Source organism: Vulcanococcus sp. Clear-D1 (assembly GCF_014654725.1).
Taxonomy (GTDB): Bacteria; Cyanobacteriota; Cyanobacteriia; order PCC-6307; family Cyanobiaceae; genus Vulcanococcus.
In genome coordinates, this window is sequence record NZ_JACVZV010000018.1 from 101,649 (window position 1) to 123,680 (window position 22,032).

Genomic DNA, 22,032 nt, shown 5'->3' on the forward strand with positions numbered 1-22,032 from the left:
TGCAGTCGCACTGGCGTTCGCCAATACCCCTAACTCGACAAGAACAAAATGACTGGTATTCCTGACGATCACGCTACCACCAACAAGGCCTTTCCATTCACAGACAAGGCTTCAGGAGGCTTCGGAGACTGGAGAGACGAGTTTAATCGTCAGGAATTCTGCAACCAGGTTGGCAGCCTGCTTCTCGAGCATAGAAGCCCTGAAGGCATTGCAATTTCCATCGAAGGAGAATGGGGGTCCGGCAAGTCTTCGGCACTAGCCATGATTAAGGCCTTCTTAACCATACATAAGCAGGATCTATCTTCCAAATCCTCAGGATCTCTGACGAGAATAGCTAAATTTAAGCGGTGGCTTCGGAGACATAGGCGTAAGAGCCCTCTTGCGCATGAAGATTGCACTCCGATTCTCGCTGAATTCAATCCTTGGCTAGTTGGCGCTGCAGATCACATGATTCAAGCTTTCATGGCTCAAATTGCATCTGAGCTTGGTCAGGTCAACCAAAACGCCAAAGCAACTGAAGCCGCTCAGCGTCTTATCGCATACGCACAACTGCTAGAGCCGCTGAAATGGATTCCAGGAGCAGAGCCTTGGACCTCGATTGTAAGAGGAGTCGTTGATAAAACTGGGCAAGGAGTTAAAAAAGTCAGCGAACTTCACAAGCTCAATATTGGCAAGCAGAGAGACGCTCTAAAGAAAACACTGCTCGAGCTGGGTCGTAACATTATCATCTTTATCGATGATATCGACAGGCTGCCACCTGCTGAAGTATTTCAGATTGTGCGTGCTATTCAGGCCGTCTCAGATTTGCCACGTTGTTCCTTCGTCATTGCCCTAGACCCTTTCTATACAGAAAAAGCACTACAGACGGCTGCTAGCTTCGAGAGCCCTGGACAATATCTTGACAAGATTATTCAGCTCCGTCTTTTTCTTCCGCAAGTAAACAAGGCTGACTTGGAGTTATATTTTGAGAAACGGCTATGGCAGGCCATCACTCCTTTGCAGCAAGATCGCTTTCGTGACGAGCAAAAGCGCCTAAGCCAGATCTGGCAGTTGGGAGTGAAGCCACTCATTCAGACGCCAAGGGATGTTATCCGGATCATCAATCGGTTTCTGTATATAGAGCCAAAGTGTGGCACGGAGGTCTGCTGGGGTGATCTGTTGGGATTGCAAACGATTGCAATAGTTCTGCCGAATGTATTCAGGCACATCATGCAAAATCCAGGTGCTTACACAGGGATCGACATGGCCGACTCCTACCAGCGTGGCAGCCATCAAGAGCACGTCGACCAGTTTGCAGATGAGCGTGCAACTGTATTAAAATCCTTGCCAGACAAGACAAGAATTCAGACCCAGCGGCTGTTAGAAGATCTTTTTCCATTGTTGCGCAAATACTCTTATGACAAACTTGGTCAACAGGAATTTTCAAAGAACAGAAGGATTGCTGCCAATGACAGATTAAGAATAGCGCTCACCTATGATCTTCCCTCTGATGAAGTCTCGCAAGCTGACGTTCAGTCCTTTTGTTGTGATCCAGCAAGTAGAGACAATGTAATCAGGAGAGTTATTGCCAAGGATTTACTGGATCGCATTCTTGATCTTGCACTGCAAAAAATTGATTTATCTACGGTTCCCGACAAAAGAGAATTTGTGGTTTTCCTGGGAACAATTGTCGAAGATCAACAAATCAATGGTCGCTCTCAGGGATTCCGATCGCTGTTTTACATGTCCACAATTGATAAGATCATACGGCTTTCCGAAGTTGTGTTGGCGAGCTTGGGTGATGACGGTGATGAGCTGAGTGTTCTTAGCGACTTGGTCTCGAACCCTGCTATTCTTTCGTTGGCCACTCATCTACTGGCAAGGATCCTCGCCAAGCGTGAGGAAGGACTACAGCAGAGCGAGATCGCATCCACAAAGACTTTCATCCCAGCATCGGAGAATCCAGTCCTCAAAGAATGGTTTGATACAGCGGTCAACGTCCTTCGCAGCGAAGCCTTTGCGGAAATTGCCGATAAGTGGATTATAGTACGGATTCTTTTGTCACTACAGGAAGGCCGAGAGCAAATTCCAGACTTGCTTCTGCCTCATATCAATTCTGACCACCGCATCGATGCCATTGCTGATATCTTTATTAGCAACGAGACTGATTCGGCAGAGGGGACTACGGTTGCCTGCAAGAACGAATACTTGAGAGAGCTAGGCGATCCTGGCATCATTCGCGCGAGAGCAGATAGTCGCTTGAGCGATCCATTGGTTCAAGCAAACAAGAGACTTGTTGCGATATACAAGTCAATTGTGCAACAGCAGAAAATCTATGTTCAGAATGCGGAGCAAGAGCAAGAGTGGAGCGAATTGAGTAGCTAGACACTGGGGCGAGAAGTTTCAGCGGCCAAAGTTGCAGGTTGTTCGGCCTGAACTGAGTTACAGGCTTCGCTTTGAGGTCGGTACCGTAGGCCCTTCCATGCTCCGCGCCTCGGCAAGGGTTTCACCAGCCAGCCGGGTTGGACGTTGGGCTTCGCTGCGCTCCGCCATCGAGGCGGGGCTGGCCCTTGCCTTTCGGCGCGGTTGCAGGGCGGGTCCTGCGTCACCCCTCCAGTGGCTGCTGCCGAGTCCCACCGTGCCTCCCTGTCCTTCCCATCGGACAACGGCAAAACCGGCCCGATCGCTGTCTCCGGCACCAGCCGGCTCACTTGCCCTTCCTCTTGCCCATTGGCTGGCGATCAGGGCTGCTACGCCGAGGCTGGCTTCCATACCAGGCTGCACTGGGATCGGCTTAGCCACGGCGAGAGCGGCTCCCCGGCAGCGGCCTTCATCAAGCAGGTGCTGGCGCTGCCGGCCGGCATCCTCTTCCGCCATTGCGTCGCCGGTGATCAGTGGCCTGATCCAGCTGATCCTCTGCGCATCGATCACGGCCTGTTGCTCCAGCTGGCCAGAGCCACACGGCATCTGCGGGCGGCCTGGTCGTTCACCCACTTCCCGATGGGCCCCGCCAATCAGGCCACCATCCGGCTGGCAGCCGCCAAGGGGCTGGTGGTCAATGCCTCCACCGAGTCCCGCTCCACGGCGGCCGCGTTGGTGCGGCAGGGCATCCCGGCGGTCTGCGTGGTGCCGCCCGATGCGCCGGCGGTGAGCCGCCACGAGGGCGTGCGGTTCGTGGCCTGCCCCGCCAGCCGCAGCGGCCGCAAGGTGCAGTGCATCAGCTGCGGCGGCCGCTTTGGTCTTCCCCTCTGCGCCCAGGCCGATCGGCCGTTTGTGATCACCTTTCCCGCTCATGGCCCCCGGGCTGCTGCGGCGGCGGCCCACTGCAGATGAGCTAGCAGTGCCCTCTGGGTCTTGCTCCGGGCCTCTCCAGTCTGAGGCCCTCCTGACGTCGGGCCTCCGCTGGGATCGGGTCCCGTCGCTGCGCCGCACCCGGCGCCGATCGTCATGGCCACGCTCTCTGGCTTCCCGTCCGTTGCGGCCGCCTCGCCGTTCTGCAGCCCCGAGGAGGATCCGTTCCTGCTGCTGGAATCCACCCTGCGCTCGGTGCAGGAGATCCTGATCCGCCGGCGTGGGCTGCCGCTCCGGCGCACTTGGATCGAGCAGCCCTATCGCGAGGAGGAGATCACGCTGCTGGAGGAGAAGGTGCTGCCGGCAATGCAGAGCTGCCTGGAGCGCATCGGGGAGATCGATGCGGAGCTCGAGGCGCAGCAGGATGCCGAGATGGCCCGCATCGAAGCCGAGCGCGCGGCAGCGCTGCAGCTGGTGGTGGCCTGAGCCCAGCTTGGGGGCTCCAGCCCCCTGGCCCTCATGATGGCTCAGTCGGCTGCAAACACCAGGGTGGAGAGCGGCCACCAGCCGCCACCGCCCTCGTCGTAGGACAGCTCTACCATCGGATCAGCATTGAGGGATTCGGGCGCCAGGCTCAGCACACTGGCGCCGCTCTCTGGGCTGATCAGGTCACGCCAGCAGCGCGAGCCAATCGCCGGCAGGAGTGTCGTGGTGTCAGGCATGGGTTATGGGCTCACCATCACCCGGTTGCCAGCGCCGCTGTTGCTCACAGCCGCGAACTGTCTCCGCTGGGGAGACCAACAAAGCGAGCGCCAGCCCAGATCAGCCGGGGAGCTGCGCACCGTCCAGTTGAGACCATCGGCGCTGGTCATGATCCGGTTGCCGGTGCCGCTGCTGCTCACCGCCACCAACAGCTCCCGCTCCGGCGCCCAGCAGAGGGAGGTCCAGGCGTTATCGGCTGCTGAACTGCGGCTGCTCCAGCTGAGGCCATCCGGGGAGGTCATCACCCGGTTGCCCCGGCCGCTGCTACCCACCGCCACCAGCAAACCCAGCTCCGCCGCCCAGCAGAGCGCCGTCCAACTGTTGGCTGCGGCGGCTGTCCCCAGCGTCCAGTTGCGGCCATCGCTTGAGGTCATCACCCGCTGGCTCCCGCCGGTGCTGCTCACCGCCACGAACAGCCCCAGTTGACGCGCCCAGCAGATCGAGCGCCACTCCTGATCCGCGGCAGCCGGGCCGGCTATCCAGGTGAGGCCATCACTGCTGGTCATCACCCGGTTGCCCGTGCCACCGCTGGCTACGGCCACGAGCAGGCCCAGCTCGGGTGCCCAGCAGATCGAGGTCCAGTTGTTGTCGACCGGCGTCGCACGCAACGTCCAGCGGTGGCCATCCGGTGAGGTCATCACCCGCTGGCCCGTGCCGCTGTCGCTGACGGCCACGTACAGCCCCAGCTCGGCGGCCCAGCAGAGCGCCACCCAGTTCTGATCCGCCGCTGATGGTTGGGGGCTCCAGCGGATGCCATTGCTTGAGGTCATCACCCGGTTGCCGCTGCCGCTGTTGGCGACGCAGGCGTAGAGCTGCAACACCGGCGACCAGCAGATCGCCTGCCAGCTGTTGTCCGCCGCCGAGCGCACGGTCGACCAGAGCACACCGCTGATTCCCAGCACTGGCGGCGGGCTCAGGAGGTCTGCCATCGCCGCTGCCGGCAGCTGGTAGGTGCCGGCCTGGGGTCCGACGGGACGGGTGATCGCCAGCAGGTCGCCTGGTTGGAGGGTCATCAGCTGCGGCGCTCAGGGCAGGGCCGGCAGGGTGCTCAGGTCAAGCGGCATGTAGTCCCCCGCCGGCTGGGCGGTGGCCATCGCTGCCTGCAGCTGGGCTGCGTCCACCACCCGCCCCGGGGTGCCGTCCGCCAGCGCCAATGGGTCGGCCAGCTGCACCACGCCGGCAGCGGCGGTGGTTGCGGGCTCGACGCTCAGCAGCGGTTGGGCGGGATCGCTCTCATCAACGGCCAGCGGTGCGGCCACCTGGATGCGGATCACGCCGGCGCCATCGGGGCCCAGGGCAGCGTTGGCACTCCAGTTGCTGCCGTCAAACAGCAGCAGATCCCCCTGGGCGATGTCCGCTCCGGCGATGCCGCTCCAGCTGGCCATGGCGGGGCCGGAGCTGCTGGCGATGTACACATCCCCCGCCTCAGCCGCAGCCGGGGCCTCGGTGGTGGTGGGGTCGATCGCCCCCCTGTAGGTGAGCGCGCCAGGGATGGCGGCATGGAGGGTGCCGTCGGCATCCACCGAGAGGTTGGTGCCGGGCTTGATCGCACCGATCGCCGCCTCCGTGGCGGGGCTGAGCATGAACGCCTTGACCTCATCAGCCGTTGCCCGGTAGGGCGTGCTGCCGCGCTGCACCAGCAGCAGGTCGGTGGGCTGGGGCAGGGAGCGGCTCGTGGTGCGGCTCTCGGTGGTGGTGGCCATGGCGATCAGTTCAGAAGGGGGGAAGTAGGACGAGAGATCAGGCCGGCAGGGGGCTGAGCAGGCGCAGGTCCAGCGCGATCACCACCACCCCATCGCCGGCGGCGGCACTGAGCAGCGGCGCCAGCGCCTGCAGTGCCGTGACGCCGCCGGACGGCGGTGGTTCAGGGGTGCCGCCGTCCTGCAGCTGCGCCTGGCCCAGGAAGATCACCCCCTGCGGCCGGCTGTTGCTGCGGCACTGGGCGGTCAGCTCGGCCAGCACAGCCGGATCGGGAGTGGCCATCGGCGCCAGGGCAGTGCTGCTGAGCTGTTGCCAGCCCCCAGCCAGGAATGCGCTGGCTGGGACAGCGCTGGCTGCTGGGATCAGAGCAGGGCATCCCCCAGCTCCAGCGCGGCGAGATCCGCGGCATCGTTGATGCCCTCGTTGCTGACGCTGGCAGTGCCCGATGCACTGGCCTGGGCCTCCAGCGCCATCGCCTGCTCCACGAGTTCGGCCTTGGTCTGGCTGCCATCGAGCTCAACGCCGTAGACGGTGGAGCAGAACTCCATGATCTGGGCCTTGGTCATGGCCTGGAAGTCGGTGGGCTCAGAAGCCAACAGGGCCTCGCCACCATCGGTGGTGGTCTCCAACGGGTCGTCGGTAGGAGTGGGCTCATCTGGTGCTGGGGCGTGCTCGGTCGCTTGCGGTTGCTCGGGCTCGAGGTCCAGCGCATCCACCAGCTTTGGCTCCGGCGCGTTGTCCCCGGTGTCCACCGGGGCCGGCTCATCGCCACCACTGGTGCTGCTGAGCAACTGCCAGCCCAGGGCCTGCCAGCCGGCCAGGTGCACCGGCCAGATCGAGCGGGTCGCCCCGTCCTTGCCGATCAGCAGCTGGGTGGGCGGCAGCAGCGATGCATCGCCCACACCCGGATCCGGGCTGACGGTGAGCCGCTGCTCCGGGCCCGAGAGGCGAACGGGGGTGGAGGCGGGGTTGCTGCTGTCAAAGGGTTGCAGCAGCTCAAGCGGCAGGGCTTCAGCCCCTGCCGCCACGTTGAGGGTGTCGAGTGGGTTGCCCATGGCGCTCACCTCACAGCCCTTGGTTGGCGGTGAGCGCCACGGTCATCCCCACCGGCGTGGCGGGAGAGACCGTCGCCCGCGCCAGCCGCAGGCAGGGCGGGGTGATCAGCGCACTGTCAGCCGGGTCGATCAGCAGTGCGGCCCCGCTGATGATCGCCTCCACCTTGCCGCCGGCGGCGGGGATAGCGACGGCTGCGGCGGTGATCCAGCTGCCGGCGTTGCCATCGGCCAGTAGCGGCGCCAGCTCCAGGGTCACCGTCACCGCCTCGCTGTGGCCGGCGTGAGAGGCGACCAGCACAAAGGAGCTGGCGGCATCGAGATCGGTGCCGAGGTTGACGACATCACCGCTACTGCGAGTGTGTTCGTAGCAGTCGGTGGCCGAGTGGTTGATCCAGCCGACGAGCACCGTCTGGGCGTCGAGCAGCCGGGTGGCTTGAGAAGTCATCAGGGGTCTCCTGTGCGAAAGGGATGAATGGGTCTGGGTAGTCCTCCGGGGTGAGGCGTTACTCAGGGCAGCACCAGCGGCATGGGGGCGACGTTGTACAGGCGTGCGGCTGCCTTGCGGTTGCAGACGGCAAAGCCCACGTACCAATCGACCCGCGTGCGGAACACCGGTGCGTCATGCACCTCCCCGAAGTCCCGCACTGAGATCCCGTAGCGCCCCTCGAATGGGCCCTGCAGACCGCAGACCGCCGCGTCACCGAGCACGCAGCAGTAGATCGAAGTGGTGTCTCCGGGTTCGTCGTACCCGAGCACGGCGTTGCCCTCGGCGTCCTCCTCCACCAGCAGGATCTCGATCCCCTCGAAATAGTGGCGGCCGTCGATCACCTCATAGAGGTCGCCGCCGGCCTGACGGGAGGCAGTGCTGATCTGGCGGCGGGCCGCCTTGCTGGCGATCAGCACCTTGTCGCCGCCGTAGCCGATCACGCTGTCGCTCAGCGCCTCCAGCGCCAGCAGGTTGAGGGTGCTGCCGCCGTTGTCGATCGTCTGGTCCTCGCCGGGCACCAGGCGCTTGCTCAGCCCGTTGAACGCTCGCGGATCGAAGGTGTCGTCGCCGTTGATGATCGCCGCCTCCAGCGTCAGGCGCATCGAGCGCACTTTCATCTCGGTCTGGGCGGCGCGGGCCTCGGGGCCCTGCATGTCGACGATCGAGCGGTCCACATCCAGGTCGCCGCCGAACAGGTGCACGAACTCCGAATCGGAGTTGATGACGCCGTAGCTCTGGCGGTAGCCCTCGTTCACCGCCCGGAAGCCGACGCGGGGGAGTTTGGTTTCAGCCGGAAAGCTCAGCGAGCCCCCCACGAGGTTGCGGAAGGGCAGCCGGCGCAGCAGTTCCCCTTCTGCAAAGGTCTTGAGCACCGCCAGCTGCTCCGCGCGGCGGGCGTATTTCTGCGCCTCGATCAAGGTCAGGCCCAAGGGCACGCTCCCGGGGCCTCGCCCCAGTGACAACAGCAGCTGTTGCCAGGTGTCCCCACGCCCCAACCACCGAGGAGACAGAACCGTGGTGGCCCAGCTCCTGGTGGAGCGGCTACGCGCAGCCCTCCTCATGGTCCGGGCGGCCTCAAGGGCTGCGCGAGTCAGCCGGACTGGTGCGTTGGCTGCGCTGCGCTCCGCATTGCAGAAGGGGCTGCCCCTTGACCCCGCCCGGCCTGCTTCGGGGTCTTCGCTACGCCTGCCATGGCTTCAGCATCCCGGATCCGCGCCTTCCAGCTCCTGAGCTCCCGCACCCTGGAGTTCCTGTGCGAGGAGGCATCGGCCCACCGCCCGGCTCCTCTTGAGCGGCTGGAGCGCCTCTGCGCCGATCTGCTCTTCGATCGCCAGGTGGCCACGCCAGCTTCGGTGCCCGTCTGGTGCCCCGAGAGCGAGCTGCCCTTCTGAGGGCCCAGGCCCTTGGGCCCCTGGCCCCGGCTGCGGCCGGGGCTCTTCTTTTGCCCGCAGCCGGCGGCCCCAGGCCATCAATGGCAACAGGGCTCAGCAGCACCACGCCCATGGCCAGCCCCATGACCCCCGAGCGGTTCCAGGACCGCTTTGAAGCCTTCCGCGGTGAACCTCAGCAGGTCTCCGGCGTCTGGACCCTCCACGCCGCGATCGCTGCACTGCCCGGCAGCGAGGCCGTCCTCGATGAACAGGCCCCCTGGGCGCTCACCTTCAGCCAGAAACCCGCTGCGACCCCGGCACCAGCAGTCCCCAGCGGCGGCCTCGATCCCCGCGGCTCAGAGGAAGCCGGGATGGCGGGCCCGCAGCTGGCAGCTCCCGTCCAGCCCGGGGATTCCTACCTGCTGGTGAATGACCGAGACCAGGACATGGAGGCCTACGACCACACCGGGGCCTTCCTCTGGAAGATCCCCTGCCTGGCCCGTGGCCAGGGCGCCGACACCGATTGGAGCCACAACAGCACCGACACCCCGCCGGGGCTCTACAGGCTCGGCCAGCTCTACGCCGACTACGAGCAGAACCCCAACCCGCCCTGCTCCGATACCGCGATGGGCTACGGCTGGTATTCCTTCGACATGGAAGAGCTGGAGGGCCAGGAGGCCGCCCACGGCCGGGCCGGGATCATGCTCCACGGCGGCGGCTCGGCCTGTGGCTGGCCCGGCGCCTGGGCACCGCAGCAACCCCTGCACCCCACCCTCGGTTGCGTTCGCCTGCACAACGCCGATCTGCGCGACAAGGTGCTGCCCCTCTACCGGCAGGGCACCGTCTATGTGGGGGTGTTCCAGGAAAAAAAGTGACGACGGGGCTGGTGTTGCCACCGGCTGGGGCCTGATCGCGACGGAGGAGCGGCGATGCAAGCCAACCCAGCACCCCGACCGCCCAAGCCGCCGTTCGACTGCGAACGGTTTGTGTTCAAGATCCTGGCGGTGGTGATCGGCACCCAGCTGCTGATCTATTCCCTCGCCGCTGGGGTCTGCGGCCAGCGGGCGATGGAGGGCAGGCCGATCGGCCAGATCTGCCCCGGCACGTTGGAGCAGCTGCAGGGCGGCTTTGATTCCACCCTCAAACTGCTGCTGGCGCTGCTGGGTGGAGCAGCGCTGACGCGCATGGACCGGTAACGCCTGGGAGCGGGAGGGGGGCTTGCTCCGGGCCTCTCCAGTCTGAGGCCCTCCTGGCGTCGGGCCTCCGCTGGGATCGGTCCCGTCGCTGCGCCGCCCTGGCGCCGATCACCATGGCCACGCTCCCGTCTGGCGTTTCTGCCTTCTGCCGGCCAGAGGAGGATCCGTTCCTGCTGCTGGAGTCCTGCGGCAAGGCCATCGAATCCATCCTGCGGGGGCATGTCGGCCGCCCACTGCGCCGCACCTGGATCGAGCACCCCTACGGAGAAGAGGAGATCACCCTGCTGGAGGAGGAAGTGTTGCCGGCCATTCAGCAGTGTCTGCTGCGGGTGGAGGAGATCGATCAGGCGCTGCAGCTCGAGCAGGATCTGGAGATCCAAGCGGTCCAGCGGGCCATGGCTCCTGATCAGAGCGCGCTGCTGGCTGAGGCCGAAGCGGCTGCCGTGGGCAGCTGAGGTCCAGCAGGGGCTTCCTGTTGGGTTTGGCTACGCAGCCAGGTCCTGAAGGAGCCCCTTCTCCAGATCACGGCGGTGGTCCTCTGAACAGCCACGCAGCCTGTGCCGCTCCGCCTCTCGCGCCTGCTCGGGCTCCGCGGCGCCGGCCGCAGAACAGCAACGGGCCAAACGCCCGAGCTGCTGTGGCAGCAGGGCAGGCCACCAAACGGGCCAGGGCCCATCGCCAGGAACACTGGCCCGGAATGCCGCTGGGAGGGCAGGAGAAGCGCCGCTTGGCGGCAGGCCGCATCAGTCCTGACGGGGAGCGCTGGGCAGTCCTCGATCCAGGCGGGTAATGAGCAGCTCTGTCCTCGGGCGCGGTGAGCGTTCAGCACGGAGTTGCATCCATGCCCGTGGGGCGTGGCTGGCCGGGCGGAGCGAAACCCCTCCGCAGCCTGCCCCTGCGGCTTGCGCTGGCCAGGGCTGACGCGAGTCTCGCTGGGCTCGCCCCTGGCCAGCACTGCGCCTGCGGGGCGTCTGGTCGGTGTTCTCCGCTCCACCCCAGCCATGGCCACTCCCCAAGGCCCCGTCTGCGAAGTCCGCCTGCTTGTGGTTCACCGCTATCAGCCCGGAGTTCAGAAGCTCGGCACCACTCCCTGTGAGGTCGAGTTCTTTGGCCGCCGCGGCAAGCCCGTCAAGAAGATGCGGCTGATCCCTGCCGAGAAGGCGTTCGCCTTTGCCCGCAAGCTGCAGGGCACCCCCGGCTGCACCGTCTCGGTCTGCTGAGCCAGGGGGCTCAGGCCCGGCTGCCGGTTGGTGGCCGGGCCTTACAGCCAATGGCGGTAGGCACTCCGCTGCCGGCGGGCCCTGGCTTTGGAGCGAGCACTGCCGAACTGAGGACTGCTGCCGTCACGGCGACGGCGCACCCAGACGCCACGGCGAATGAGCTGGCTGTCCTGGGGATTGGCCCGACGGGCGGCCACGATCGCCCCATAGCCCCGTTTCTGCTGGCGTTGAGCACGGGACCGGGCCTGGCTGGCGCTGGCGGCCGGCACCACCGTGGCGGTGGATCGGTTGCGCCAGAACACCAGATACCAGGCCATCGCTCTACCGGCAGGGTGATCAGCGCCGCGGTGCAGCCGCCCTGGGCGTGGTGCCCTTGACGGCCTCCAGATAGAGCTCGGCCGTACTCAGGGTCTGCAGGTTCACCGCGCCGCCGTGCTCATGGCTCGTTTCAGGCACAGCAGCCGAATAGAGGCCGCTGCGCTGCTGGAACAGGAAGCTGTACACCGGGTGGCGGCGCAGCTCCTCCATGTAGTCGCCATCGCTCAGGGCCACCCCGTCGGCGGTGAGGGGCTGGCCCTTGCCGTCCACCGGCAGCAGCCGCTCGCGGCCATCCACATCCGCCAGCTGGAAGTGGCCGCCGCACAGCGTCACGAAAGTGTCAAAGAAGGTGCCCCGTTCGTCGCCACCCACGCGGCCCTCGGCCTCGGAGAACAGGCGCTCCATCAAGCGCTCCTTGCGCAGATTCTGCACCTGAGAGCGGGCCTCGTCCCGTTCCTTTTCAACGCTGCGCACGCGGCGCAGGTTGGCCTCGTTGAGCTGGCGCTCGCGCTCGCCCACCTGGCGCTCGAACTCCTCGCGCTTGCGTTCGGCGTCCTGCAGGCGGGCGTATTCGTCCGGGTTGATCTCCGAGAAGCGCGACAGCTGGGCACGGGCCTTGCGCAGTTCTTTCTCGAGCTGGTTGCTGCGGCGCCGTTCAGCCCGCAGGGGATCAGCATTGCTGGAAGCGGCTGCAGGGGGGTCGTCGTTGTCGCCGCTGGCGCTGCTCGAGTCCTGGGGAGGAACAGCATCAAAGCTGTCGTCACCTGTGCCGACGTCGTGGCCGCCGGCCTCGTCGTCGCCCTCATCGAGGGGGTCGAGTTCAGCAGCTAGTGGAGCTAAGGAACCAGCAGGTCCCTGGTTGGGTTGCTGCTGCTGCTGGCGGTAGGTCTGCCACGGAGCAGAAGAGGCCAGGGGAGCTGGAGCAGCGCCGCTGTTGGCGCCATAGGAATCAGAGGAGAAGAAGGAGGAGGACATCACCCATCACGGCTGTGGTGTTGCGGGCGCCCCGTCCGGGCTGCGCTCGCTTTCCCTGTTGCCAGCAGCCGATCCCACTGCTGGCTAGCAACGCCAGGGGGCGTGCCGGTCCGCGTCAAGATGGAAAGCCCTGGTGCCTGGGGCGTGGCAGATATCACCGCCGTTACTGGTGCCGGCCTGGCCGCAGGAGCCGCCGCCGCTGCAAAGGTCCGAAAGGGTCTGGATCGCACCACCAAAGTCCTGGCGGTGGCTGCCGGCACGGTTGCGGCTTCGCTCAGCGAGCTCAACAACTTCGGGGTTGACCCCCAGCTCATCAGCCGCATCACATCTGCGGCCTCCAATCACGGCGTGGCTGCAGCAGATCTGCTGGCCAAGCTGCCCGGGGAACTGGAGCACTACGGCACCGCAGCGGTTGATGGCTTCCTCAAGGGGGGCGATGCCCTCGGCAAGCACTGGTCCCACATCGAAAGCCGTTTCAACTCCCCCCACCTGGCCGCCGATGCGGCCAATGGCATCTGGGAGGACGGCTCGGTCAACATTAGCCGCGGCTCCAGCGACATGAGCTGGCTGGAGCGACTCCGGGCCAGCACGGACAACCACCTCGATGGACTGATCGCCGCAGCTCAGACCCCTGAGTTCTGGCACCGCACCCTCGGCAATGCCGTGGAGGCCAGTGCCTATTCAGCAGCGATCACCGCGGTGGATCAACTGCTGGTGCACCGCGACCTGTTGCTCAACGGCACAGCCGATGAACGCAAAGAGAGGCTCTTGCAGATCCTGCAGACCAGCGGCTTGATGGCTGCCGGAGCGCTGCCTGTCTCGGTGTTTCTGGCAGTGGCACTGATGCTCGTGCCTGGCCTGGCGGTGGTAATGGGTCCGCTGGGGGTGATCGGCAGTGCCGGACTCGGGTTGAGGCTGATCACCTCTGCCGTGCGTCATCCCAGCCAGCAGGAGCGGCAGGCGGTCCAGCAGTTGCAGGGCTTCCTGCAGGAGCTGGCCTATGCCCAGCAGCGCGATAGCGACGGCAATCTGACCATCACCGTGCAGGCCCAGCCGGCGAGCTGATCGGCTGAGACTTCTCGGGATCAGGATTGTGGCTCCCTTCCCCGGCCTTGGTGGCCGGGCTGTCATCGAGCGTCGGGCTGCTGATTGCATTGGCCGTGGCCAGGGCCAGCTGGTGGCACAGCTCCTCGACCGTGACTTCCATGCCTACGTGGAGCATCTGGACTTGGAGGCGGCTTGAGCCGCTGGGCTCTCCATCAGCCCGCCGGATCCGGCAGCTCATCCAGTACAGGCGCCGAGCGCCGGGCCGGCAGGTAGATCCACTCCCCCGTCGGCAGCGGCGTCGAGGGCATGTAGCCAGGCACCAGCAACTGCATCCCCGCCGGGATGGAAGTGGTGGAGCGGTAGACGGGCAGGAGCAGGGTGGTGCCAGCCGGCAGCGGTTCCTCGCTGGGCCAGCTGCTCAGCTCTGGGTTGAACTGGCGCAGCAGAGAGAGGCTGAGGTTCTGCTCGGCCGCCACGCTGCTGAGCGTGTCGCCTTCGGAGGTGATGTAGGTCTCGCTCTGCTGCAGCACCGGGTTGAGGCTGCGCAGCTTGCTTTCCGTGGTGCCATGCCGGCCAGCCAGCACCGCCAGGGAATCCCCCTCGAGGGCGGTGATCGTCTGGGTGCTCTCCAGCTGGGGGTTGATCCGCCGCAGGGTGGCCACGGTGGTGCCGTAGCGCTCGGCGATCAGGGTCAAGGTGTCGCCCTCCCGCAGCACCAGCACGATGTGGGGCCTGAGCACGAGCTGGATCGCTTCCCCCAGCAGCGGCTGCACCAACAGGCCGATGCCGCCTGGGCCGTAGTCCGCCCCGAAGTGCTGCACCAGGCAGCCCGCGAACTGGGCCCGGCCGCCGGATGGCAGACCGCCCTGGGGCGAGAGCTGGGCCAGGTCCCCCAGCCACATCACCCCCTGGCAGGGGGCCTGCACTGTGCCCAGCAGCATTGGATCCCAGGGCAGCGGCGCCTCCTCGCGGAAACCGGGGGTGGCCCAGGCCTGTTCAGCCGCCAGCCAATCAAAGGTGTTGCTGGTGCTCACCGGCAGGATCGCCGCCCGGCAGAGGTAGCCCCGCAGCCGCACATCGCCCGGGTCGGTGAGGGCGGTGTCGTTGTAGCCGCTGACGATGCCGCTCTGCTCGAGGAAGCAGTCGATCACGTGCCGGCGAATGGGCACCGGGCTGCGGCTCTCGGGCCGGTCCACCTCAAACAGGCAGAGGCGAGCGTTGGCGTAGGGCTGCAGGGCCAGCCACAAGGGCAGAGCCCCAGGGGGCGCAGCCGCGGGCTTGGCCTCCCGGCTGTCGGTCGTTGGGGCAGCTGCAGGCAGAGAGACCAACTGACCCCACAGCGGCGCAGCGCGGAGGGGATTGAGGCCCTGGTTCAGCGGCGACAGGGGCTGCTCCATCGCTCAGCCCCGCACCAGTGATCCCCGGAAGGGGTCGGGGTTGCACTGGCGCCAGTTCTGCAGCCGCGGCAGCAGCAACACCAGCTGGCCGATGTGCTGGCTGCGCTGCTTCCCCAGCACCACCGCCGGCGAGGGGCCCGCAGGATTCCACTCGCTCTCGGTTTCCTCCAGCAGCAGCTCTGTGGCGTACTCCACCACCGCCAACTTGCTCAGCGGCAGCGGGTTGGGCACCACGCCGCCGGCCACGCCCTTGCGCCTGCTGCGCACAGGGCTGTTCACCTCCGCCGGGGTCAGCGCCGCCAGCTGCTGATCCAGGCTCACGATTGCTTCCAGGTGGCCCTGGGCGGTGCACACCCCCGTGGGGTAGTGGGTCTGCAGCTGCGCCATCTCCCGGTTCAGGGCCGCCAGGGCAGCACTGGTCGCCGGGATAGCGAGGGCGATGCGCAGGGCCTCGGCGTCACCAGGGCGCCAGGTGCAGGTGGTTGGGGAGGTCTGGGTCATGCCCTCCCTTGCCAGCTCAACCCCCGATCTCCCCATTGGGCTCGCCCAGCCCCAGCCGTTGGCGCAGCTCCACGCCGTCGATCACCCCCCGCTCATGCAGCACCAGCCATTCCTGCACTGAGGGTTGGGGTTTTCGTGGCGGCTGGGGCGGCACCAGTGGGCAGATCTCCACGCTGCAGGCAGGTGCATCCGCCAGCTTTTCGCCGGTGAGGCGGGTCCACTGGCGTAGCAGGGTGCTGAGCATCGAGCTCTTCTGGCCCGCAAGCGACTGCAGCACCGCAAAGCTTTGGCCAGCAGTCAGGGAAATCTCCAGCTCTGTGCGGGCAGGGCCGTGGCCGCCGGCTGGGATCAGGGCGTCGCGGCGCATGGCTTCTTCCAGCTGCTGCAGATAGGCCCGGTGCTCCGCCAGCGAACGCGCCTCGATCTCGACCCACTGGAACTTGGCGCCCTCGGGCAGGTCCATGAAGGAGGAGGTCGAGAGCACCAGGCGCTGGGGCCGCTGGCCCTCTGCGGCGGCGGTGGCTGCACCCGAGCCGAGGGCCCCATCACTGCGGCGGAAGCCGTAGGCATCGACCAGCCCCGTGCGCACACCCACCGGCAGGGCGGTGCGGGAGAGGAGATCCTCGTATTCACTCCGGCAGCGGTAGTGATTGAGGTACTGGTGGGCCAGGCCCAGGTGGGGCAGATCGCCTTCGCCAAAGGCGGTGCCATCCACCGAGTACCAAAGGGCCGGCAGGTCAAAGCGCTGGGGCATCCGCTCCGGCTCCCCCACCGGCACCACGTCGTAGCCATCAACGCCGCCGGGGCTGGGGTTGGCCTGCCAGCTGCGCAGCACCAGGCCGTCATCGCTCACCGAGAGGCGGCGGTACAGCCAGGCCGCCGGATCCGGTACCAGGCCTCCGTGAGCGTCGATCACCACCGTGGGCACCGCTGCATTGCCAGTGGCGAATCGGGGCGGCAGCGCCTGCCGCAGCGGTTCCCGCCAGACGATCTCCACCGGCCCCGATGCCGGAGCGCCTGTGGCGCAATCGGTGGGCAGGCGCCAGTTGAGCAGGTCGCCACGGGGCACCAGCTGCAGACGGGGCAGGGATAGCCGGTCGCCCTTGGCGAGGGCCTCCAGCTGGTCCCCCTCTGAGGGCCAACGGTGCTGGGGCGGCAGTTGCAGGATCAGGCAGCCGCCATCGCGCAGGGTGAGCAGGTCGGCCAGGAACAGGAACACCCCCAGGTCGGTGCCCTGGCCGTCCACATCGGTCGCTACCCGGCTCAGGGAGTCGGGCAGCTCCTGCCAGGCCAGCCGTGACAGCATCCCCGCGTAGGTGCGCAGGGCATCGCGGTAGAAGCCGGTGGGGCGAGCTGCCTCGAGCCGCTTGAGGTAGCAGGTCTCGGGCTCCTCAATCCCGCGGGGCAGATACACCGGCCGGCGGCTGGTGCCGTCAGGAAGCTCCAGCAGGGTCCAGCAGTCGTAAACCAGCTGAAGGCGGTCACGTAGGCCGCTCAGGGTTGGGTGCTCTAGCCAGGGAGGCTTAACGGGAGCCTGAAAACCAATAGCGGGTGGGAGCGCGCAGAAGGAGGCTGGAGCTGGGCTGGGACGGAGGGATGTCGGCATTGCGAACTGGCGGGACTCCAGCTATTGCCGGAGTCAGGATTAGAGCGCCAAAAGCAAGGAACAGCTATACATCACGAAGGCAATACTTTTCTAGTAACCCCCTCTGCCGCTTCATGGCGGAGAAGCAGTTCTATGGGCGCTTCTGAGTTTGCGGATTACATCGAACACTTAAGGGGCTAGATTCAAGCCGTCCATGCGCTTGCATTCATCGGCGTTGCTACGACATGCCCTCCATGAGGGTAGAGCGTTCATGAAGAATTGAGGCATATGCTTCTTGCAATCCATTTGAATAAAAGAATCTCTCTGCTCGGTCTAGACAAGCAATGGCCTCTTGAAAGTCGCCTTGCGCAAGAAGTGAGCGGCACTTGATGATGTGAGGACAGGCACTAGGGCAATTGTTTGCGATAGCAATCTCGGACCATTTGCCAGCGTCTTCCTGGCGATGAGGCAGCAGCCAGTAGAGAATGCAAATCCATTCTAGAAACTTATGCTGAAAAGGTGGGCTTGCATCAGAGGAGTCAGCTATGTGCTCGGCTAGTTCATAGTCTTTGCCCTCGAGTGCGCAAGCCATGCATGTCGCAGCAAATATCTTGTAGTTGTTGGACAGTATACTGCTGTCATAGTCGGAGAGCTTCTTCGATATGAGCTCAAAACTATCTACGTACCAATCATAGGCTTTGCGAGGGCCAATGCTCACGCAAAGAGCACGATAGAATTCGTCAAGCCGATCAAATGTCAGCGAAGAAAGAGCTGAAAACTCTCCGATCGCAAACGAAGGCAAGCCCGCCGAGAGAAGAAGTCTGCAGTTCTTGAAACGGATATCGTTAATGTGTCCATTGTTCAATAATACATAATGCAGGGCGCTTGAGTCTGCTTTCTCTAGATCCTCGTTGTCATTCCTCCTCCCTGTTGGTATGGGCAGCTCACTAATAATTGCATCTTGAGCTTGAAGTAAGACTTGGGCAGCTTGTTCAAGTCGCTCAACATTGCTCAAGCCGTGGGATGCACTTGAGGAATGGTCGTCTTCAATTGCTGCCATGTTAGTTGTCAAGCATTCCAATTATGTGTGAGTAGAAAGTGTCAGCAATCCTCTCAAAATCATCTTCAATATCGGCAGGAGAAGGGCCCTCATCCATGAAGATCGCTAGGTTATCTAATTGTCTGTTCAGAATATCTCGCTTATGAATATCGATTTCATGAGCCGGAGGTTGCCAGAACGGGATGAGGAGTTTGACAAGCCTTAGTCGTTTTTCGGGGGGCATGCTCCACGCATCAATGAGGATCTCATACGCTCTTTTCCTGTCACGCTGTATCACCTTTTCGGGGTCATGGAAAAGCTTAGACTTAGTGCATGCATGCATGAAATGCTGAACAGTCCTAGATCTATATTCCGCTGAATATCGTGCCAGCATATCCCTCATGGCAAGAGATTGCCGGACTAGATATAGTAGTCCATCTGGCTCTGCCGCTGACTTGACTTGGTTTGCCGCAATAGATAGTTCATCTGTCCAGTCATCTGGACTTTCATTGTCTTCCGCGGCCAAGTATTGAGAACGCGGATAATTTTGTGCGTCGGCTGAGGGCGGAGTCTCGGCTGCAGTATCAGCCGTCAGACCCTTGTAATAAGATAATATCCCATGAAGGTTTAGCTCGTGAAGCTCAACGAGTCTTGGTTCATGGTTCCTGGCAGACTGGTATCCGATAATCTCTGACGCAAGTAGGCTTTGGATGTCGGCAAGCGAATACTGTTGAAAGGCATAGTTGTCATCGAGTTCTTGGAGAACACCAACGCCTAGCTTGATCGGTCGACCGATCTGCTCAAAATAAGGTATCCCTTGAAGGTTAAATGCACTAATCCGTCCGCACCACATTTGGAGATGAATATTCTCGTCCACGAGACGACATGAGGCAGTGATGTCTCTGTCTGCATAGTCCAGCGGAAAAAAACTCTTTATTCTTTTCCTAAGATCCATTCCTGGCATGCCGAGCGAAGCAGGAAGACCTGTAATCAACTGATAGTCGCACCACTTATTTCTGGTGATAATGGCTAAGTAGCATTTATGCATGATGCTTAACCCTCAAGGTCTCGGATCGTCACGATGCATTCGGGATTCATCGCCTCAAAGGTATGCATTCCTTTGAGAAACATTTCACAGCAATACTGCTGAGCTCGTAGCTCGTCTGCAATTTGTCCCTGTTGCTTTAGAATCTCTTGTAGGGCGGTCTCGTGTTCTTTGACCTGCTCGGTATGTCGACGTTCAGCTTCACCTCCAATTCCTTCGCCTACCCATTTGAAAAGAGAACCGGCGAAAGGAAGCTGAGAAAGTCCATCAAAGCCTCTTTTCATCCCAACACGAATTCCCCCTTCAAGATCAAGCTCTGGGCGCTTGCCCAGCTTGATCTCTGCCTCTCTGGCTCGTTTTAACTGCTCTTGCTCGGCGTAGATCTGCTGCTCAATATAAAGAGGTATCAACGATGTTAAAGGGAATTCAACATTGAAGGGCTCAGGGAACACTTCTTCTCGCTTATTCATGGTATCAGATTCCTCATCATACCAGGCAAAGTTTTCTCCGACTGAACTGACTGGATAAACACGAATAGACGCTTTGCGATCTCCTTTGATCATTGCCTCCTCAACCAATGGCCGAGCAAACTCACTGACCTCTCGTATTTTTGTAAACAGAAGGCGCTTGCAGTCCTGAAGGCTTAGCCCGGCCGACTGCAGTACATCCCATTTTGATATAACAAACTGCGTGGGCTTTGTTGCATCTTGCAGAAGAGGAGGGATAACTGTTGAGCCAAATCGTACGGCCCATCTCACTCCAGGCTTGCTGCCTTGATGCAGCTGAAGCAGTCTTAAGCCGTCTACCAGCACAAGATAGCCATCGGCGCTCCGAATCGCCTTCTGCACTTCTGCGTCAACGTCTGTGTAGCCCTCAAAATTACCTCCAGCGTAGTCAAGATAGTTGAATGTCAGGGCTTTGACTGTTTTGCCATCATTCTTCCTTACGCGACAATCAAAGCTCCAGGATGAAACGTTTGCAGTTCCGGGAGGCCACTCGGATTCAAAAGCAACCGTTTCGTAGATCTTGTTCAGGGTATTGATTTTGTCTTGTTGATCTGGCAAGGAAAGATAAAAATCAAGATTCCCTCTGGCAGGCACATTTAACTTTTTCCAAAGTGCCGCAAGATATACTGTTTTCCCCGAGCCTGAGGGGCCAATCATTAGAATATTAAAATCTGTCTTGGCTTTCTCGAGATTAGATTTGCCCATGGTCAAAGGGGTCCATACTCTTAGGTCCAAGCTAACATGGTAAACAGAGTTTGAGGTCTGGCCGTGGGTGACCATGAATCCATCCTTAAGGATTTCACTTCGTACGACGCTTATTCCTCGGCCTGCCGAGCGACTGGAATACTTCCGCTGACTTGGTTTGAGTTTTGCAGGGCAAAGGAAAATCGTCTTGCTGCAGCCTATACGTCAACCGCCGGTATAATATTTAATGCCGAGGACATCGAGAGGCATATTCCCGATCCATTGGAATTCGGAAGTCTATCGCCAAGCATTCGCTCTAAGTTCCATCTTGCAGGAACGCATGGTGCTTATAGGAATGGAGAGGAAGCGGCCGAAGTCTTTTATCAGGACACCCCTGAACCGATCATCAGATCTGGATCAGAGGTTCTTTTAGAGTCGTTCCTTGATGGGAAGCACTATTCGCATATCGTTCCGCATTCTGGGGGTGGCAGCTATGACCCTCAAAATATGATTTGGACGCCAGCCAATGAGAATCTGAGGCAGGGAGATACCCCCTTGACTCAATATCAAGCCGCATTGTATGAGATCAGAAATGATCAAGAGGCGATTGCTATGGCTCGGGATATTGACCGAATTGACCTCTTGGGTGACATAGAAACCATTGGTTCTGTTGTTGCCGCTTGTGCGGCTACAGGGAGCTTGAATGCTGTAACGCAAAGACTTGCTTATCTCTACGGTTTGGGCGGAGGCCAGGCAATTTCCGCCTTGCCCCAGATGGCTGAACTGATTGCAGCTGACATTACTTATGCCGCAGTAAACTCTTCAATCCGTGGTGCTTCTTCTGCTGGTGTGGCTGTGCTAACAGGGAATCCCATGCTTGGGGCGGCAATAGGTTTTGTTGTAGTGGATGGCCTCAGCCTTCTTGGAAAAGTTCTAAACCAACAAGTCACTTCTTCTGACGCTGGAGAATTCGCGGCGAAAGCGCTTGGCTCTGGTGCATTGGTGGCAACATGCGTCGCGTTACCGCCGATTGGAATCTCGCTGGCTGTTCTGAATGTTCTTGGGTCCTTCATGCGCGGTAGTGCGGCAGGGGCTGGCTGGATAAAAGCGGAAATCAATCGATAGCAAGTGTTCTGCTTTTGCCGGATCTCTGTCCTTGGCGATTGATCATTGGCATTTAATCAATCTGCAGGCTCACTATTCTTGCTGAGCAAGCCTCAAGTATGGTTTGCCACTGCTGCCTTGTTATTCTCAGGTGTTTCAGCATCGCGGCTAACGAGACGTCTGAACCAAGCATCCGGTGCCCCCGTGCGTGAATTTCCCGCCAGGTCGGCGGCACCTTGAGCAGGAACCCGTTGTCACGCAGGAAGTGTGTGATCTCCCCGTTGGCGTAGGTGCGGCCATAGGGCCGAAATGGGCCCCGTGAGGGGTCGTAGCGCCGGGCCGCTTTAATCAGCCCGATCATGGCGATCTGTAGCAGATCCTCCTTGGGGTGAACGGTGCGCCGAGCGAAGTTACCGGCGATTTTTTCGGCCAGATCCCTGTGCTCCAACGCCAGGGCATCGGCAGCGGCGTGTGGCCGCACCGGCCGTTCTCGCCGTGGCCTGCAGCGAGGAGGCTGCTGACACTGAGTTCTGGGCAGGTGAAGCACTGGAGCGTGGAGGTTGATCTCCAGCTGCTGCGCACGGGCATGGCACGCCGGCCGGCGGTAGCGCCGTTGCCGCAGCATTCGCTCCGCCCCAGCTGCATTGCCCACCAGCACCACCGTGAGCGGCAACACCAGCTGTACAGCAGAAGGAGTCAGCACGGCAGGGCGTGGGCTCTCCACTGCGGAAGGCTTGGGATGTTCCCGCACCGCGGACACCATCGGCCCG

At 62.2% G+C, this 22,032-nt stretch carries 27 protein-coding genes; 11 read left to right on the forward strand and 16 right to left on the reverse strand.

Going from position 1 to position 22,032, the window contains the following annotated elements; genetic code table 11:
* Positions 1 to 48: 48 nt before the first annotated feature.
* The 3 genes from H9532_RS07340 (at position 49) to H9532_RS07350 (ending at position 3,756) form a co-directional block, all read left to right on the forward strand.
* Entirely contained in the window at positions 49 to 2,364 is a 2,316-nt protein-coding gene (locus tag H9532_RS07340; RefSeq protein ID WP_296367017.1) for a P-loop NTPase fold protein, read from the forward strand.
* 231 nt (positions 2,365 to 2,595) lie between these two features.
* Positions 2,596 to 3,312 (forward strand): hypothetical protein, encoded by a 717-nt coding sequence (locus H9532_RS07345; RefSeq protein WP_296367018.1) that lies wholly within the window; start codon positions 2,596 to 2,598, stop codon positions 3,310 to 3,312.
* Positions 3,313 to 3,426: 114 nt separating this feature from the next.
* Positions 3,427 to 3,756 carry a hypothetical protein gene (locus H9532_RS07350; RefSeq protein ID WP_296367020.1) on the forward strand — a complete coding sequence of 110 codons (330 nt, stop codon included), beginning with the start codon at positions 3,427 to 3,429 and terminating at the stop codon, positions 3,754 to 3,756.
* Between the two features lie 41 nt (positions 3,757 to 3,797).
* Here H9532_RS07350 and H9532_RS07355 read toward each other — a convergent pair whose 3' ends face one another.
* The 7 genes from H9532_RS07355 to H9532_RS07385 form a co-directional block, all read right to left on the reverse strand.
* Positions 3,798 to 3,992: a hypothetical protein gene (locus tag H9532_RS07355; protein ID WP_296367021.1), complete on the reverse strand. Its 195-nt coding sequence runs from the start codon at positions 3,990 to 3,992 to the stop codon at positions 3,798 to 3,800.
* A 3-nt stretch (positions 3,993 to 3,995) separates the two neighbouring features.
* On the reverse strand, positions 3,996 to 5,045 hold the full coding sequence (locus tag H9532_RS07360; protein WP_296367023.1) for a hypothetical protein: 1,050 nt from the start codon (positions 5,043 to 5,045) through the stop codon (positions 3,996 to 3,998).
* A gap of 12 nt (positions 5,046 to 5,057) precedes the next feature.
* On the reverse strand, positions 5,058 to 5,735 hold the full coding sequence (locus tag H9532_RS07365) for a hypothetical protein (protein ID WP_296367025.1): 678 nt from the start codon (positions 5,733 to 5,735) through the stop codon (positions 5,058 to 5,060).
* Positions 5,736 to 5,772: 37 nt separating this feature from the next.
* Positions 5,773 to 6,015, reverse strand: a complete 243-nt coding sequence (locus tag H9532_RS07370) for a hypothetical protein (protein ID WP_296367027.1) — start codon at positions 6,013 to 6,015, stop codon at positions 5,773 to 5,775.
* Between the two features lie 80 nt (positions 6,016 to 6,095).
* Positions 6,096 to 6,788: a hypothetical protein gene (locus tag H9532_RS07375; protein ID WP_296367030.1), complete on the reverse strand. Its 693-nt coding sequence runs from the start codon at positions 6,786 to 6,788 to the stop codon at positions 6,096 to 6,098.
* Positions 6,789 to 6,798: 10 nt separating this feature from the next.
* Positions 6,799 to 7,233, reverse strand: coding sequence for a hypothetical protein (locus H9532_RS07380; protein ID WP_296367031.1), 435 nt, complete (start codon positions 7,231 to 7,233; stop codon positions 6,799 to 6,801).
* A 62-nt stretch (positions 7,234 to 7,295) separates the two neighbouring features.
* Positions 7,296 to 8,204 carry a major capsid protein gene (locus tag H9532_RS07385; RefSeq protein WP_366664544.1) on the reverse strand — a complete coding sequence of 303 codons (909 nt, stop codon included), beginning with the start codon at positions 8,202 to 8,204 and terminating at the stop codon, positions 7,296 to 7,298.
* 261 nt (positions 8,205 to 8,465) lie between these two features.
* Between H9532_RS07385 and H9532_RS07390 the strand changes: the two genes are divergently transcribed.
* The 5 genes from H9532_RS07390 to H9532_RS07410 all read left to right on the forward strand — a co-directional run bounded on the left by H9532_RS07390 (position 8,466) and on the right by H9532_RS07410 (position 11,061).
* Entirely contained in the window at positions 8,466 to 8,666 is a 201-nt protein-coding gene (locus H9532_RS07390; RefSeq protein ID WP_296367035.1) for a hypothetical protein, read from the forward strand.
* 110 nt (positions 8,667 to 8,776) lie between these two features.
* Entirely contained in the window at positions 8,777 to 9,520 is a 744-nt protein-coding gene (locus H9532_RS07395) for a L,D-transpeptidase (protein WP_296367037.1), read from the forward strand.
* 54 nt (positions 9,521 to 9,574) lie between these two features.
* Positions 9,575 to 9,841 (forward strand): hypothetical protein, encoded by a 267-nt coding sequence (locus H9532_RS07400; protein WP_296367040.1) that lies wholly within the window; start codon positions 9,575 to 9,577, stop codon positions 9,839 to 9,841.
* Positions 9,842 to 9,954: 113 nt separating this feature from the next.
* A complete protein-coding gene (locus H9532_RS07405; RefSeq protein ID WP_296367041.1) occupies positions 9,955 to 10,296 on the forward strand; it encodes a hypothetical protein in 342 nt (113 codons plus the stop codon).
* 546 nt (positions 10,297 to 10,842) lie between these two features.
* Complete coding sequence (locus tag H9532_RS07410) at positions 10,843 to 11,061, forward strand: hypothetical protein (protein ID WP_186696677.1); 219 nt, start codon at positions 10,843 to 10,845, stop codon at positions 11,059 to 11,061.
* Positions 11,062 to 11,102: 41 nt separating this feature from the next.
* Here H9532_RS07410 and H9532_RS07415 read toward each other — a convergent pair whose 3' ends face one another.
* Positions 11,103 to 11,378: a hypothetical protein gene (locus H9532_RS07415; protein WP_197166717.1), complete on the reverse strand. Its 276-nt coding sequence runs from the start codon at positions 11,376 to 11,378 to the stop codon at positions 11,103 to 11,105.
* 19 nt (positions 11,379 to 11,397) lie between these two features.
* Positions 11,398 to 12,354: a hypothetical protein gene (locus tag H9532_RS07420; protein WP_296367049.1), complete on the reverse strand. Its 957-nt coding sequence runs from the start codon at positions 12,352 to 12,354 to the stop codon at positions 11,398 to 11,400.
* Positions 12,355 to 12,498: 144 nt separating this feature from the next.
* Between H9532_RS07420 and H9532_RS07425 the strand changes: the two genes are divergently transcribed.
* Together H9532_RS07425 and H9532_RS07430 are read left to right on the forward strand one after the other, a co-directional pair.
* Positions 12,499 to 13,419, forward strand: coding sequence for a hypothetical protein (locus H9532_RS07425; protein ID WP_296367050.1), 921 nt, complete (start codon positions 12,499 to 12,501; stop codon positions 13,417 to 13,419).
* A 28-nt stretch (positions 13,420 to 13,447) separates the two neighbouring features.
* Positions 13,448 to 13,597: a hypothetical protein gene (locus H9532_RS07430; RefSeq protein WP_296367052.1), complete on the forward strand. Its 150-nt coding sequence runs from the start codon at positions 13,448 to 13,450 to the stop codon at positions 13,595 to 13,597.
* 16 nt (positions 13,598 to 13,613) lie between these two features.
* On the opposite strand, the gene H9532_RS07435 is transcribed toward H9532_RS07430, so the two are convergent.
* The 6 genes from H9532_RS07435 to H9532_RS07460 form a co-directional block, all read right to left on the reverse strand.
* Entirely contained in the window at positions 13,614 to 14,798 is a 1,185-nt protein-coding gene (locus H9532_RS07435; RefSeq protein ID WP_296367054.1) for a LysM peptidoglycan-binding domain-containing protein, read from the reverse strand.
* Between the two features lie 3 nt (positions 14,799 to 14,801).
* The gene (locus tag H9532_RS07440; protein WP_296367056.1) at positions 14,802 to 15,299 is read right to left on the reverse strand and encodes a hypothetical protein; all 498 of its coding nucleotides are present in this window, start codon (positions 15,297 to 15,299) and stop codon (positions 14,802 to 14,804) included.
* Between the two features lie 16 nt (positions 15,300 to 15,315).
* Positions 15,316 to 16,905, reverse strand: a complete 1,590-nt coding sequence (locus H9532_RS07445; RefSeq protein WP_296367058.1) for a DUF4055 domain-containing protein — start codon at positions 16,903 to 16,905, stop codon at positions 15,316 to 15,318.
* A 217-nt stretch (positions 16,906 to 17,122) separates the two neighbouring features.
* On the reverse strand, positions 17,123 to 17,944 hold the full coding sequence (locus H9532_RS07450; RefSeq protein ID WP_296367059.1) for a hypothetical protein: 822 nt from the start codon (positions 17,942 to 17,944) through the stop codon (positions 17,123 to 17,125).
* A gap of 1 nt (position 17,945) precedes the next feature.
* Complete coding sequence (locus tag H9532_RS07455; RefSeq protein ID WP_296367061.1) at positions 17,946 to 18,971, reverse strand: hypothetical protein; 1,026 nt, start codon at positions 18,969 to 18,971, stop codon at positions 17,946 to 17,948.
* Between the two features lie 5 nt (positions 18,972 to 18,976).
* The gene (locus H9532_RS07460; protein ID WP_296367063.1) at positions 18,977 to 20,179 is read right to left on the reverse strand and encodes a hypothetical protein; all 1,203 of its coding nucleotides are present in this window, start codon (positions 20,177 to 20,179) and stop codon (positions 18,977 to 18,979) included.
* 63 nt (positions 20,180 to 20,242) lie between these two features.
* Between H9532_RS07460 and H9532_RS07465 the strand changes: the two genes are divergently transcribed.
* Positions 20,243 to 21,283 carry a hypothetical protein gene (locus H9532_RS07465; RefSeq protein ID WP_296367065.1) on the forward strand — a complete coding sequence of 347 codons (1,041 nt, stop codon included), beginning with the start codon at positions 20,243 to 20,245 and terminating at the stop codon, positions 21,281 to 21,283.
* Positions 21,284 to 21,335: 52 nt separating this feature from the next.
* Here H9532_RS07465 and H9532_RS07470 read toward each other — a convergent pair whose 3' ends face one another.
* Complete coding sequence (locus tag H9532_RS07470) at positions 21,336 to 22,025, reverse strand: sigma factor (protein WP_296367066.1); 690 nt, start codon at positions 22,023 to 22,025, stop codon at positions 21,336 to 21,338.
* Positions 22,026 to 22,032: the final 7 nt, after the last annotated feature.

Coding starts and splice junctions, on each gene's coding strand:
- H9532_RS07375 (WP_296367030.1), bottom strand. CDS start 6,788: ATGGGCAACCCACTCGACACCCTCAACGTGGCGGCAGGGGCTGAAGCC.
- H9532_RS07395 (WP_296367037.1), top strand. CDS start 8,777: ATGGCCAGCCCCATGACCCCCGAGCGGTTCCAGGACCGCTTTGAAGCC.
- H9532_RS07390 (WP_296367035.1), top strand. CDS start 8,466: ATGGCTTCAGCATCCCGGATCCGCGCCTTCCAGCTCCTGAGCTCCCGC.
- H9532_RS07350 (WP_296367020.1), top strand. CDS start 3,427: ATGGCCACGCTCTCTGGCTTCCCGTCCGTTGCGGCCGCCTCGCCGTTC.
- H9532_RS07340 (WP_296367017.1), top strand. CDS start 49: ATGACTGGTATTCCTGACGATCACGCTACCACCAACAAGGCCTTTCCA.
- H9532_RS07445 (WP_296367058.1), bottom strand. CDS start 16,905: ATGCCGACATCCCTCCGTCCCAGCCCAGCTCCAGCCTCCTTCTGCGCG.
- H9532_RS07365 (WP_296367025.1), bottom strand. CDS start 5,735: ATGGCCACCACCACCGAGAGCCGCACCACGAGCCGCTCCCTGCCCCAG.
- H9532_RS07440 (WP_296367056.1), bottom strand. CDS start 15,299: ATGACCCAGACCTCCCCAACCACCTGCACCTGGCGCCCTGGTGACGCC.
- H9532_RS07380 (WP_296367031.1), bottom strand. CDS start 7,233: ATGACTTCTCAAGCCACCCGGCTGCTCGACGCCCAGACGGTGCTCGTC.
- H9532_RS07410 (WP_186696677.1), top strand. CDS start 10,843: ATGGCCACTCCCCAAGGCCCCGTCTGCGAAGTCCGCCTGCTTGTGGTT.
- H9532_RS07450 (WP_296367059.1), bottom strand. CDS start 17,944: ATGGCAGCAATTGAAGACGACCATTCCTCAAGTGCATCCCACGGCTTG.
- H9532_RS07405 (WP_296367041.1), top strand. CDS start 9,955: ATGGCCACGCTCCCGTCTGGCGTTTCTGCCTTCTGCCGGCCAGAGGAG.
- H9532_RS07420 (WP_296367049.1), bottom strand. CDS start 12,354: ATGTCCTCCTCCTTCTTCTCCTCTGATTCCTATGGCGCCAACAGCGGC.
- H9532_RS07370 (WP_296367027.1), bottom strand. CDS start 6,015: ATGGCCACTCCCGATCCGGCTGTGCTGGCCGAGCTGACCGCCCAGTGC.
- H9532_RS07360 (WP_296367023.1), bottom strand. CDS start 5,045: ATGACCCTCCAACCAGGCGACCTGCTGGCGATCACCCGTCCCGTCGGA.
- H9532_RS07415 (WP_197166717.1), bottom strand. CDS start 11,378: ATGGCCTGGTATCTGGTGTTCTGGCGCAACCGATCCACCGCCACGGTG.
- H9532_RS07435 (WP_296367054.1), bottom strand. CDS start 14,798: ATGGAGCAGCCCCTGTCGCCGCTGAACCAGGGCCTCAATCCCCTCCGC.
- H9532_RS07455 (WP_296367061.1), bottom strand. CDS start 18,971: ATGCATAAATGCTACTTAGCCATTATCACCAGAAATAAGTGGTGCGAC.
- H9532_RS07400 (WP_296367040.1), top strand. CDS start 9,575: ATGCAAGCCAACCCAGCACCCCGACCGCCCAAGCCGCCGTTCGACTGC.
- H9532_RS07460 (WP_296367063.1), bottom strand. CDS start 20,179: ATGGGCAAATCTAATCTCGAGAAAGCCAAGACAGATTTTAATATTCTA.
- H9532_RS07355 (WP_296367021.1), bottom strand. CDS start 3,992: ATGCCTGACACCACGACACTCCTGCCGGCGATTGGCTCGCGCTGCTGG.
- H9532_RS07470 (WP_296367066.1), bottom strand. CDS start 22,025: ATGGTGTCCGCGGTGCGGGAACATCCCAAGCCTTCCGCAGTGGAGAGC.